The 11,023-nt window shown below is 71.0% G+C and carries 14 protein-coding genes; 3 read left to right on the top strand and 11 right to left on the bottom strand.

The window, feature by feature from the left end; genetic code table 11:
- Positions 1–46: 46 nt before the first annotated feature.
- The 5 genes from ACZ7CD_RS09770 to gatC all read right to left on the bottom strand — a co-directional run bounded on the left by ACZ7CD_RS09770 (position 47) and on the right by gatC (position 4,004).
- A complete protein-coding gene (locus tag ACZ7CD_RS09770) occupies positions 47–298 on the bottom strand; it encodes a hypothetical protein (RefSeq protein ID WP_360391274.1) in 252 nt (83 codons plus the stop codon).
- A gap of 232 nt (positions 299–530) precedes the next feature.
- Positions 531–2,033 carry an Asp-tRNA(Asn)/Glu-tRNA(Gln) amidotransferase subunit GatB gene (gatB, locus tag ACZ7CD_RS09765; RefSeq protein WP_360391276.1) on the bottom strand — a complete coding sequence of 501 codons (1,503 nt, stop codon included), beginning with the start codon at positions 2,031–2,033 and terminating at the stop codon, positions 531–533.
- Positions 2,030–2,227, bottom strand: a complete 198-nt coding sequence (locus ACZ7CD_RS09760) for a hypothetical protein (RefSeq protein ID WP_245733102.1) — start codon at positions 2,225–2,227, stop codon at positions 2,030–2,032. The genes gatB and ACZ7CD_RS09760 overlap by 4 nt, the downstream gene beginning before the upstream one ends.
- Complete coding sequence (gene gatA, locus ACZ7CD_RS09755; protein ID WP_360391279.1) at positions 2,224–3,708, bottom strand: Asp-tRNA(Asn)/Glu-tRNA(Gln) amidotransferase subunit GatA; 1,485 nt, start codon at positions 3,706–3,708, stop codon at positions 2,224–2,226. The genes ACZ7CD_RS09760 and gatA overlap by 4 nt, the downstream gene beginning before the upstream one ends.
- Positions 3,705–4,004 carry an Asp-tRNA(Asn)/Glu-tRNA(Gln) amidotransferase subunit GatC gene (gene gatC / locus ACZ7CD_RS09750; protein WP_360391282.1) on the bottom strand — a complete coding sequence of 100 codons (300 nt, stop codon included), beginning with the start codon at positions 4,002–4,004 and terminating at the stop codon, positions 3,705–3,707. The genes gatA and gatC overlap by 4 nt, the downstream gene beginning before the upstream one ends.
- A gap of 218 nt (positions 4,005–4,222) precedes the next feature.
- On the opposite strand from gatC, the gene ACZ7CD_RS09745 reads away from it, so the two are divergent.
- Positions 4,223–4,876, top strand: coding sequence for an ACT domain-containing protein (locus tag ACZ7CD_RS09745; RefSeq protein ID WP_360391517.1), 654 nt, complete (start codon positions 4,223–4,225; stop codon positions 4,874–4,876).
- A gap of 4 nt (positions 4,877–4,880) precedes the next feature.
- Here the strand turns inward: ACZ7CD_RS09745 and ACZ7CD_RS09740 are convergent, their stop codons facing one another.
- Complete coding sequence (locus ACZ7CD_RS09740) at positions 4,881–5,570, bottom strand: 3-keto-5-aminohexanoate cleavage protein (RefSeq protein WP_470378748.1); 690 nt, start codon at positions 5,568–5,570, stop codon at positions 4,881–4,883.
- A 142-nt stretch (positions 5,571–5,712) separates the two neighbouring features.
- Here ACZ7CD_RS09740 and ACZ7CD_RS09735 point away from each other — a divergent pair, with 142 nt between their 5' ends.
- Together ACZ7CD_RS09735 and ACZ7CD_RS09730 are read left to right on the top strand one after the other, a co-directional pair.
- The gene (locus ACZ7CD_RS09735; protein WP_470378747.1) at positions 5,713–5,937 is read left to right on the top strand and encodes a hypothetical protein; all 225 of its coding nucleotides are present in this window, start codon (positions 5,713–5,715) and stop codon (positions 5,935–5,937) included.
- Positions 5,938–6,092: 155 nt separating this feature from the next.
- The gene (locus ACZ7CD_RS09730) at positions 6,093–6,545 is read left to right on the top strand and encodes an SWIM zinc finger family protein (protein ID WP_360391294.1); all 453 of its coding nucleotides are present in this window, start codon (positions 6,093–6,095) and stop codon (positions 6,543–6,545) included.
- 16 nt (positions 6,546–6,561) lie between these two features.
- Here ACZ7CD_RS09730 and ACZ7CD_RS09725 read toward each other — a convergent pair whose 3' ends face one another.
- From ACZ7CD_RS09725 to ACZ7CD_RS09705, 5 genes are all read right to left on the bottom strand, one after another.
- A complete protein-coding gene (locus tag ACZ7CD_RS09725; protein WP_470378746.1) occupies positions 6,562–7,089 on the bottom strand; it encodes a hypothetical protein in 528 nt (175 codons plus the stop codon).
- Positions 7,090–7,152: 63 nt separating this feature from the next.
- Positions 7,153–7,650 (bottom strand): GNAT family N-acetyltransferase, encoded by a 498-nt coding sequence (locus tag ACZ7CD_RS09720; RefSeq protein ID WP_470378745.1) that lies wholly within the window; start codon positions 7,648–7,650, stop codon positions 7,153–7,155.
- Positions 7,650–9,752 carry an NAD-dependent DNA ligase LigA gene (ligA, locus tag ACZ7CD_RS09715; protein ID WP_470378744.1) on the bottom strand — a complete coding sequence of 701 codons (2,103 nt, stop codon included), beginning with the start codon at positions 9,750–9,752 and terminating at the stop codon, positions 7,650–7,652. Before ligA ends, ACZ7CD_RS09720 begins: the two co-directional genes overlap by 1 nt.
- Before the next feature lie 41 nt (positions 9,753–9,793).
- Complete coding sequence (locus ACZ7CD_RS09710; protein ID WP_360391303.1) at positions 9,794–10,447, bottom strand: hypothetical protein; 654 nt, start codon at positions 10,445–10,447, stop codon at positions 9,794–9,796.
- A 5-nt stretch (positions 10,448–10,452) separates the two neighbouring features.
- Positions 10,453–11,010 (bottom strand): YdeI/OmpD-associated family protein, encoded by a 558-nt coding sequence (locus ACZ7CD_RS09705; RefSeq protein ID WP_360391306.1) that lies wholly within the window; start codon positions 11,008–11,010, stop codon positions 10,453–10,455.
- Between the last annotated feature and the right edge of the window lie 13 nt (positions 11,011–11,023).

The following is an 11,023-nucleotide window of genomic DNA, read 5'->3' as shown; positions in this document are numbered from 1 at the left end:
CTCCAACCAGGCGCAGAGCCCGGTTGAAGGACAGCGCGGAGCGTGACTAGCTCGCCACTTCTTCCTTCGGAGCGTTGTCCGGGTGGTTCGGGCAGTTCGCCTCGTGCTCCACCGGGCCCTCGGTCACCAGCTTGTGGCCACCCATGACGGGCCATCCCGGAGGCGGCGGGCCGCAGCACTGCGGCACCATCGGCGGGTCTTCCACCTTCGTGGGGTTCTTGTGCTCGTCCGAACCGTCGAGCAAGTCCTTGACCTTGTCGACGATGTCGCCCAAGAACCCTTCACGCTGCGTCGTCATGAGGTTTCCCCCCTCGTTTGGACTATTACGTTCCATCCCCCCAGATGGATGCACGGAGAGAGTGGCACACACGGCTACGGGTATACGTCTCATTTAGCTAACAGCCACTCGGACGGCCTAAGATCACAAAGGGTCACCTGCACGAACAGGTGACCCTTTGTGATCTGTCCATCTATTGCGTATCTACCGAGCGCTGCCGCCCTCGTGCCGTTCTGAACGCAGCGTCACACCCTCAGCTGCACCGGGCGATGATGATCTCGCGCACGCGTGCCGCGTCGGCCTGGCCCTTGGTGGCCTTCATGACCGCGCCGACGATCGCACCGGCGGCCTGGACCTTGCCGTCGCGGATCTTCTGCGCCACGTCCGGCTGAGCCGCGAGGGCCTCGTCGACGGCCTTCTCCAGCGCCGAGTCGTCCGAGACGACCTTGAGGCCGCGCTTCTCGACGACCTCGTCCGGGGAGCCTTCGCCCTCCAGCACGCCGTTGACGGCCTCGCGGGCGAGCTTGTTGGTCAGCGCGCCCGTGTTGACCAGCTCGATCACGCGCGCCACGTCGGCGGGCGTGATGGGCAGGCCGGACAGCTCGACGCCGCGGGTGTTGGCCTGCTGCGCGAGGTAGGACACCCACCAGGAGCGGGCCTCGTCCGGCTTGGCGCCGGCGACGACGGTGGCTTCGATGAGGTCCAGCGCACCGGCGTTGACCAGGTCGCGGAGGACCTCGTCGGTGAGGTTCCAGTCCTTCTGGATGCGCGCGCGGCGCTCCCAGGGCAGCTCCGGCAGGGTGCCGCGGAGCTCCTCGACCCACTCGCGCGACGGCGCGATCGGGACCAGGTCGGGCTCCGGGAAGTAGCGGTAGTCCTCCGCCGTCTCCTTCTTGCGGCCCGGCGAGGTGCTGCCGGAGGACTCGTCGAAGTGACGGGTCTCCTGGGTCACCTCACCGCCGGACGCGAGCACCGCGGCCTGGCGCGTCATCTCGAAGCGGACGGCGCGCTCGACGCTGCGCAGCGAGTTGACGTTCTTGGTCTCGGTGCGGGTGCCCAGCGCGCCGGTGGTCTTCGGCGACAGGGACACGTTCGCGTCGCAGCGCAGCGAGCCCTGGTCCATGCGGACGTCGGACACGTCGAGCGCCTTGAGCAGGTCGCGCAGCGCGGTGACGTACGCGCGGGCCACCTCGGGGGCGCGGCGGCCGGTGCCCGGGATCATCTTCGTGACGATCTCGATCAGCGGCACGCCGGCGCGGTTGTAGTCGAGCAGCGAGTGCTCGGCGCCGTGGATGCGACCGGTGGCGCCGCCGACGTGCAGCGACTTGCCGGTGTCCTCCTCCATGTGCGCGCGCTCGATCTCGACGCGGATGACCTCGCCGTCGTCGAGCGTCACGTCGAGCCAGCCGTTGAAGGCGATCGGCTCGTCGTACTGCGACGTCTGGAAGTTCTTCGGCATGTCCGGGTAGAAGTAGTTCTTCCGGGCGAACCGGCACCACTCGGCGATCTCGCAGTTCAGCGCGAGGCCGATGCGCATCGCCGACTCGATCGCCTTGGCGTTCACCACCGGCAGCGCGCCCGGCAGACCGAGGCACGTCGGGCAGGTGTTGGTGTTCGGCTCGCCGCCGAAGACGTTGGCGCAGCCGCAGAACATCTTCGTGTTGGTGTGCAGCTCGACGTGCACTTCCAGGCCCAGGACGGGGTCGTACTTCTCGACGACCTCGTCGTAGTCCATCAGCTCAACGAGAGAGGTCATGCCAGCTCGTCCTTCCGCAGAGCGCGTGCCGCGAGCGCCGCACCGGTGACCGCCACGACGATGCTGGCGACCGCGTTGGCCAGCATCAGCTTGTCGTTCTTCGCACGGGCGTTGCGGAAGCCGGAGAACGCTCCCACCGCACCCGCGACGGCACCGGCGAGACCCAGCAGGCCCCTTGCCTTCTTGATGTTCACAGCGACGGCCCTCCAAACGCGCCGCGCGCCAGCTCGTACGCGGCGGCCACGCGGTACATGCGGTGGTCCTGCAACGCCGGCGCCATGAGCTGCAGACCGACCGGCAGACCGTCCTCATCGGACAGACCGCTCGGCACGCTCATCGCCGGCGTGCCCGCGAGGTTCGCGGGGATGGTGCAGAGGTCGGCCTTGTACATGGCCATCGGGTCGTCCGCGCGCTCACCGATCTTGAACGCCGTGGTCGGCGTGGTCGGGGAGATCAGGACGTCGAAGTTCTCGAACGCCTTCGCGAAGTCCTGCGTGATCAGCGTGCGGACCTTCTGCGCCGAGCCGTAGTAGGCGTCGTAGTAGCCCGACGACAGCGCGTACGTGCCGATCATGATGCGGCGCTTGACCTCGGGGCCGAAGCCGGCCTCGCGGGTCAGCGACATGACCTCCTCGGTGCTGCGCGTGCCGTCGTCGCCGACGCGCAGGCCGTAGCGCATGGCGTCGAACCGGGCGAGGTTCGACGAGCACTCGCTCGGCGCGATGAGGTAGTAGGCGGGCAGCGCGTAGTCGAAGCTCGGGCACGACACGTCCGAGACCTCCGCGCCGAGCTCCTTGAGCTGCGACACGGCGGCCTCGAAGCTGCGCAGCACGCCCTGCTGGTAGCCCTCGCCGCTGAACTGCGTGACGACGCCGATGCGCAGGCCCGACAGGTCACCGGACAGGCCCTCGCGGGCCGCGGCGACCACCGGCGGCACCGGCGCGTTGATGGACGTGGAGTCCATGTGGTCGTAGCCGGCGATGACCTCGTGCAGCAGCGCGGCGTCGAGCACCGTGCGCGCACACGGACCGGCCTGGTCCAGCGACGACGAGAACGCGACGAGGCCGTAGCGGGACACGCCGCCGTAGGTCGGCTTCACGCCCACGGTGCCGGTGACCGCGCCGGGCTGGCGGATCGAGCCACCGGTGTCGGTGCCGATCGCGAGCGGCGCCTGGAACGCGGCGAGCGACGCCGAGGAGCCACCGCCGGAACCACCGGGGATGCGGTCGAGGTCCCACGGGTTGTGCGTGGGGCCGTACGCCGAGTTCTCGGTCGACGAACCCATGGCGAACTCGTCCATGTTCGTCTTGCCGAGGATGACGACGCCGGCTTCCTTGAGCTTGCGCGTCACCGTCGCGTCGTACGGCGGCAGCCAGCCTTCGAGGATCTTCGAGCCGACCGTGGTCGGAATCCCCTCGGTGGTCATGACGTCCTTGAGCGCGAGCGGCACACCGGCGAGCGGCGAGACGGTCTTGCCCGCCTTGACGTCCTCGTCGACCTTGCGGGCCTGCGCGAGCGCGCCCTCGGTGTCGACGTGCAGGAAGGCGTTGACCTTCCCGTCGGTCTCGGCGATGCGGTCCAGGTGGGCCTGCGTGACCTCGACCGAGGAGACCTCGCCGCTGTGGATCTTCGCGGCGAGCTCGGCCGCGGTGGCGTGGATCAGGTCGTTGGTCATGCTTCCTCACCCAGGATGCGGGGCACGCGGAACCGGCCGTCCTCGGCGTCAGGAGCGCCAGAAAGCGCCTGCTGCTGACCGAGGCTCGGACGGACCACGTCCTCGCGGAAGACGTTGGTCAGCGGAACGGCGTGCGACGTCGGCGGGATGTCGGCCGTGGCGATGTCGCCCACCGTGGCCACCGACTGGAGGATCACGTCGAGCTGGCCTGCGAAGAGGTCGAGCTCTTCGTCGGTGACGGCCAGCCTGGCGAGCTTCGCCAGGTGCGCGACCTCGTCGCGGGAGATGCTGGGCACTCCTGTCAACCCCCGTAGGGTCGGGATTCGAATCGGGAACCCCGTGAGTCTATGGGCTGGTCAGCAGCGTCTTCGAACGGGTTGCCGAGCGACCGCTCAACTTAACCGTTCCGCAACGCGGACAGCAGGTCATGCGTTGAGGATGCGTCTGCGAGAATCACCGACCGGCAACGGCGCGGGACGCGGGGTCCCGCGCACGAGCTATGGAGGCGTTCACCTTGTCGTTCCTGATCCGGGTCCAGCTCCCGGACCGTCCCGGCACCCTCGGCGCGGTCGCAACGGCACTGGGGGAGATCGGGGCGGACATACTCAGCGTGGACGTCGTGGAGCGCGGCTCCGGTCTCGCGATCGACGACCTCGTGGTGGAGCTGCCGTCGGGGCGCCTGCCGGACACGCTGATCACCGCGGCCGAGTCCGTCGAGGGCGTCGAGGTCGACGCCGTGCGGCCGTACGCGGGCATCCTCGACACCCACCGCGAGCTGGAGCTCGTGGAGGAGATCGCCGAGGAGCCGCACAAGGGCCTCGAGGTCTTCACCGAGGGCGTCCCGAAGATCATCCGCGCCGGCTGGGCCGTCGTGGTCGGCCCGGAGGGCACCGGCATCAACCGGCTGACGTCGTCGTCGGCGGCGCCGGAGACCCGGATGGCGAACGTGCCGTGGTTCCCGCTGGAGCGCGCGACCGTGCTCGACGGCGAGGAGGAGTGGGTGCCGGAGACCTGGCGCGAGCTGGGCACGGAGCTGGCCGCCACGCCGCTGGGCAAGCCGGACCGGGTGCTGGTCGTCGGCCGTCCCGGTGGTCCCATGTTCCGCGCGGCCGAGGTGGCGCGCCTCGCGCACCTGGCCGGCATCGTCGCGGTCGTGCTGCCGGACTGAGCCGCTACTGCGGCGCCTTGGTCCGCAGCGTCCTCCTGGCCAGGGCGACCAGCTCGACGTTGTTCCTGGCCGGGCGCCCGTCGGGCAGCGCGAGCGTGTCCGCGAGACCCATGCGGGTGCTGTGCTCCAGCCTGCCCGCGCGGTCGAGCACCGGCCACGCCTCGTCGTCCACGCCGTGCAGCAGGATCGGCCGCTGGAGCGGTTCGAGCAGGGCCAGCAGCTCCCCGGCGTTCGCACGGGTCGCGGTGACGCGCAGCCGGGCGACCCGGTCGACGGTCGTGAGCAGCCGCGCGGCGCCCACGCCGTCGACGACCAGCTCGACGGCGACGTTGACGTTGTGCAACGCCTCCACGACCTCCTGCCAGCCCAGGCAGCCGACCCGCACCGAGGCGATGTCCGGCCGCCCGGTCGCGAGCGGCGCCCAGCTGCCGATCACCGCGGCCCGCGGCCCGTCCACGTCGGTCGACACCCCGATCTCGATGCCGGGCACCGCCGCCCTGACCGTGGCGATGGTGGTGGCCACCTCGGGCCCGACGAGCGTGAGCGCGCCGATGACGTCCCTCGGGTGGATGTGCACGGACGTGACACCGAGCGCGGCGACGTCGGCGGCGTCCTCGGCCAGGCGCTCGGGGGTCAACGGCAGGGCCGGGTGCTCCTGCGCGGTGCGGGAGCCGTTCAGACAGGCTTGCAGCACAGGTCAACGGTCCCACACAACGCCGGTCACCGCGTTGCGCCGATGGGTGCCGTCCCGGGGTGGTGCTCGCCCGGCGGAAATGCCGGAGGCGCCCCAGAATCTGCCGTGGTCGAACCCTTTCCGCAGACGGAGGTGACGGATCATGGCAATCACGGTCAACCTCGACGTGCTCCTCGACAAGGCCTGCGAGAACCTGCCGCTGTCCGAGATCCTCGACGCGCCCGTCGACGCGTTGCAGGGCGTGAGTGCGGGGGACGCGGAGAAGCTGAAGGCCGCCTTCAACATCAAGACCGTGCGCGACCTGGGCACGAACAAGTACTTCCGCGCCGCCGTCACGTTGCTCGACCTGGAGACGACGGCCCGGTAGGGCTGCGGGTGGTGGGCGTCCTGGCCGCCTCGGCGAGCGTGCGGGCGGTCGCTTCGGCGGCCGTGCGCTCGCTCACCGGCCGCTCTCGGCGGGGTGGGGTGGACTGATCGCGATCATGTTGATCCTCGCTGCGGTCACCCGGTTGGATGACCCCCGTGTCGACGACCCTCACCACCGAGCTGCTGTTGCACCGCGCGGGCACCAAGTCGTACTGGCGTGGTCTGACCTACCGCGATGCCGTGCGCGCGTTGCGGGTGCACAGCAGGCACGTGACGGCGCTCGTGCGGGGCAGCGAGGACGCGCTGTACTCGGTGGAGCTGTCGTGGGCGCAGACGCACCTGGCGGGCACGTGCACCTGCCCGCACGGGTCCGAGGGGTTCTTCTGCAAGCACTGCGTGGCCGTGGGGCTGGTGCTGCTGGAGCGCGGGGAGACCGTGCCGCCGCCGGACGCGGAGGACGTGGAGCTGCGCGACCGGCTGAGATCGCTGTCGCCGGACGCGTTGCGGGAGCTGTTGTACGAGCAGGCGGCCGCGGACCTGGCGTTGCGGTCGCGGATCATGAAGGCGAAGAAGGACGTGGAGCGGGCGCCGGGTCAGCCGGTGGCGTAGCGCTTGCCGGGCACGTCTACCCCGTGCAGGTCACCGCCTGGGGTTCGGGCAGCAGGCCGCAGGCCTCGGAGTGCTCGACCGCCACGCCGGCGAGCACCCAGTCACTGTTCTCGCGCCGCACGGTCAGGTGGTGGAGCAGGCCGTAGCCGGTGGCCGGCACGGTGCCAGGGCGGTCGAAGTGCAGCTCGCCGGCCTCCCGCACGTGCGCCACCACCAGGTCGCGGTGCTGCACGTCGAAGCGGGTCACCTCGGTCCGCACCACCGCGGACCGGTAGCGGGTGCGCCGATGCGACCACGAGGTGCGCGCGGCCGCCAGTTCCTCCTCGTGCGTGCGCAGCTCGGCGGCCAGCGCCGGGGTGAGCGGGACGCCGAAGCCGGGTGTCTGCGGGCCGGTGGTCACCTTCTGGGCGCGGTTCTCCAGGTAGCGCTGGGCCAGCGCGGCGATCCCGTCCCGGTCGTGGCCGGGCAGCTCCAGCGGGGTGGCCGAGGCGGCGGTGGCCAGGGTCGTCAGCGCGGCCAGTGCGAGCAGCGGTGCGGCTCTCATCGTTCGCGAACCCCCATTCGCGGTCGGCACCGGTGGACGCGTGCCCGGGGCACCGGGTTGTGCTCAGAGCGGCAGGACGTAGGCGAGGAGCTTCAGGCCCGGCAACGGGGACCAGTCGCGGTCCGGCAGCCGGGTGAACCCGAGCCGCTCGTACAGGCGGTGCGCCGCCCGCATCTTCTCCGACGACGACAGCACCACCCGCTCGGCGCCCAGGGTGCGGGCGCGGTCCAGCACCGCCCGCACCAGGGCCTCGCCCACACCGCGGCCGCGCGCCGCGGTGGCCACGGACAGCATGCGGAACTCGGTCTCGCCCGGTTCGGAGATCTCCGCGAACGGGCTGCCGGGCAGCACCACGGTGACCGAGCCCAGCACCTCGCCGCCGGAGGGGTCCACCGCGACCAGCAGCTCGGCGTCGCGGGACCGGGCCGCCGCGTCGGCGAGGTGCGCGACGTAGTCGTCGCCCTCGTCGACGAAGCCGTCGGCCTGGTAGGCCTCGACGGTGAGCGCGCCCACGACGGGCAGGTCGGCCGCGGTGGCCGGGCGGATGAGCAGCTGGGTCATCAAGCCTCCTCTTCGGGGTTGACGGCGACCTCCCGCGCGGCGTCGGGTCCGGAGTCGAGCAGCACCCGGAAACCGGACTCGTCGAGCACCGGCACCTTCAGGGAGACGGCCTTGTCGTACTTCGATCCTGGCGAGTCGCCGACCACGACGAAAGAGGTCTTCTTCGACACCGACCCGGCCGCCTTGCCGCCGCGGGCGAGGATCGCCTCCTTCGCCGAGTCGCGGGAGAACTCCGCCAGCGACCCGGTGACCACGATGGACAGCCCCTCCAGGTTGCGGGCGATGGACTCGTCGCGCTCGTCCTCCATCCGCACGCCCGCGGCCGCCCAGCGGCGCACGACCTCCTGGCGCCACCCGGTCTCCCGCCACTCCACGACGGCGGCGGCGATGGTCGGGCCCACGCCCTCGGCGCCGGCCAGCACCTCCTCGTCCGCGGCGACGATCGCGGCCATCGACCCGAACTCCTGTGCCAGCGCGCGGGCCGCGGTCGGGCCGACGTGGCGGATCGACAGCGCGACCAGCACCCTCCACAGCGGACGCGACTTCGCCGCCTCCAGGTTGTCGAGCAGCTTCACCGCGTTCGCGGACAGCTCGCCCTTGACCGTGACGAACCGCTCGACCTGCCGCAGCGACTCGGCGTCGAGGTCGAACAGGTCGGCCTCGTTGGTGTAGGCGGTCGACTCGGTGATCGCCGCGGCGGCCTCGTACCCGAGCACCTCGACGTCGAGCGCCGCGCGGGAGGCGAGGTGGGCGAGCCGTTCGCGCAGCTGGCCGGGGCACGTCCGGGCGTTGGGACAGCGGATGTCGACGTCGCCCTCCTTCATCGGGCGCAGCTCGGCGTTGCACTCGGGGCAGCGGGCCGGCATCACGAACTCGCGCGCGTCGGCGGGGCGCGCGGCCAGCACCGGGCCGAGCACCTCCGGGATCACGTCGCCGGCCTTGCGGATGACGATCCGGTCGCCGATCAGCACGCCCTTGCGCTTGACCTCCGACGCGTTGTGCAGCGTGGCGCGCGCGACCGTCGAGCCGGCCACCTTCACCGGTTCCATCACCGCGAACGGCGTGACGCGGCCGGTGCGCCCGACCTGGACCTGGATGTCCAGCAGCGTCGTCGTGGCCTCCTCCGGCGGGTACTTGTACGCGATCGCCCACCGCGGGGCCCGTGACGTGGTGCCCAGGCGGCGTTGCAGCGCGACCTCGTCGACCTTCACCACCACGCCGTCGATCTCGTGGACCGCGTCGTGCCGGTGCTCGCCCCAGTGCTCGACGTGCTCCGCCACCTGCGCCGGGTCGGTCAGGACCCTGGTGTGCGGGGAGACCGGCAGGCCCCACGCCCCCAACGCCTCGTAGGCGAGCGACTGCCGGTCGGCCGAGAAGCCCTCGGTCTTGCCGATGCCGTGGCAGATCATCCGCAGCCGGCGCGACGCGGTGACCTTGGGGTCCTTCTGCCGCAACGACCCCGCCGCGGTGTTGCGCGGGTTCGCGAACGGCGGCTTGCCCTGCTCGACCAGCGCGGCGTTGAGCGCCAGGAAGTCCTCGACCGCGAAGAACACCTCGCCGCGGACCTCCACCAGGTCCGGCACCGGGTACTCGTCCGTGCCCCGCAGGGTCTGCGGCACGTCCGCGATGGTGCGGACGTTCAGCGTGACGTCTTCACCGGTGCGGCCGTCGCCCCTCGTCAGCGCGCGGGTGAGCCTGCCCTTCTCGTAGAGCAGGTTGATCGCGAGACCGTCGATCTTCAGCTCGCACAGGAAGTGCGTGCCCGCGCCCGTCTCCCGCTCGACGCGCTTGAACCACTCGGCCAGCTCGTCCTGCGCGAACACGTTGTCCAGGCTGAGCATCCGCTCCAGGTGGTCGACCGCGCGGAACTCCGTGGAGAACGTGCCGCCGACCCGCTGCGTGGGCGAGTCCGGAGTGGCCAGACCGGGGTGCTCGGCTTCGAGCGCCTCCAGCTCCTTCAGCAGCGCGTCGAACTCACCGTCGGTGACGATCGGGTCGTCCAGCACGTAGTAGCGGAACTGGTGCGAGCGCACCTCTTCCGCGAGCACGGCGTGCCGTTCGCGGATCTCGGCCGGAACGTCTTCAAGGCTCTCGCTGGTCACGTCCGCAAGCTTAGTGACCAGGTCCGACAATTCCGGAGGGCTCAGCCGCCGGACGCACCGGCGAGTGTCCGGACGAGTGAACGCAGCTCCAGCAGGCTGATCGTGCCCTCCGGTTCCAGCTGGGCCGTCTCGACGCGGCGCAGCCGCTCCCCCGCCAGCCGCTCGCCGAGAGTGACGTCCAGCGGCAGGAACGTCATCGTCTGCCGCTGGTGGTCGGAGAGGTCCTTCAGCGCCGGGTGGTACACGGCGACGTCGACGACCTCGCCGTCGACCTGCGCCACGATCCGGAAGTCGCCGAGCCGCATCCGCACCTCACCGAGGTTGACCACGACCTCGGTCGGGTCGGGCACCGGCGGCACCGAGTCGTGGAACTCCCACACCATGTCCGAGGGCGGCGCGGCGGCGATCCACGCGTCGGTGTACGGGCGCAGCCGCGGGTCCTCCTGGCCGGTGACCACCAGCGCGTACATCGCCAGGTGGCCCTGTTCGAGGCTGAACACGAGGTCCGGGTGCAGCCCCTCGACCAGCGCGCGCAGGTCGTCCTCGACGCGGTGCGGTTCGCCGTCGCCCAGCGCCGCGCTCACCACCGGCACCAGCTCGAACCACTGCTCCCAGAACCGCTGGGCGGCCTCCCCGGCGTTCGGCAGGTGGGCTGGCGCGACCTCTTCGGCCTTGCGACGGCGGAACCACTTCATGATTCTCAAGCGTAGAGCTTGCGCCCCTCGGCCAGCATGCCGACGAACTGCGCGATGCGGCGCTGCCGGGTCTCCTGCCGCTTGGCGTCGTGCACGCGCAGCAGGATCGCGTACCGGTTCTGGCTGTTGAGGGTCTCGAAGAACGCGGCGGCCTCCGGGTTGGCGTCGAGCGCCGCCCTGAGGTCGGCCGGCACCTCGATCGTCGCGGGTCCCGCGTAGGCGGCCTCCCAGCGGCCGTCCGCCTTGGCCTTCTCGACCTCGGCCAGCCCGGCCGGCAGCATCCGCCCTGCTGCGACGAGCTCCTCGACCTTGCCGCAGTTGCGCTTGGACCACTTGCTGCGCGGCTTGCGCGGTGTCCAGCGCTGCGAGTAGTACGTGTCGTCGACCGACCGCACCAGCCCGTCGATCCACCCGTGGCACAGCGCGACGTCCAGCGCCTCGTCGTAGGTGATCGTCCGCAGCCCGGACCCCTTCTTGGCGTACTTGATCCACAACTCGGTCTCGGTGGCGCCGTTGTCGTGCAGCCACCGGTCGAACTCGTCCGGACCTCCGAAGATGATCAACGCACCCTCCCCT

This window comes from Lentzea sp. NPDC036949 (assembly GCF_055608075.1).
This window is presented reverse-complemented; position numbering and strand designations above follow the sequence as displayed.

Excerpts from the sequence above, each read along its gene's own strand:
- ACZ7CD_RS09770 (WP_360391274.1), bottom strand. The coding sequence starts at position 298 with ATGACGACGCAGCGTGAAGGGTTCTTGGGCGACATCGTCGACAAGGTC.
- gatB (WP_360391276.1), bottom strand. The coding sequence starts at position 2,033 with ATGACCTCTCTCGTTGAGCTGATGGACTACGACGAGGTCGTCGAGAAG.
- gatA (WP_360391279.1), bottom strand. The coding sequence starts at position 3,708 with ATGACCAACGACCTGATCCACGCCACCGCGGCCGAGCTCGCCGCGAAG.
- ACZ7CD_RS09735 (WP_470378747.1), top strand. The coding sequence starts at position 5,713 with ATGGCAATCACGGTCAACCTCGACGTGCTCCTCGACAAGGCCTGCGAG.
- ACZ7CD_RS09725 (WP_470378746.1), bottom strand. The coding sequence starts at position 7,089 with ATGAGAGCCGCACCGCTGCTCGCACTGGCCGCGCTGACGACCCTGGCC.
- ACZ7CD_RS09720 (WP_470378745.1), bottom strand. The coding sequence starts at position 7,650 with ATGACCCAGCTGCTCATCCGCCCGGCCACCGCGGCCGACCTGCCCGTC.
- ACZ7CD_RS09710 (WP_360391303.1), bottom strand. The coding sequence starts at position 10,447 with ATGAAGTGGTTCCGCCGTCGCAAGGCCGAAGAGGTCGCGCCAGCCCAC.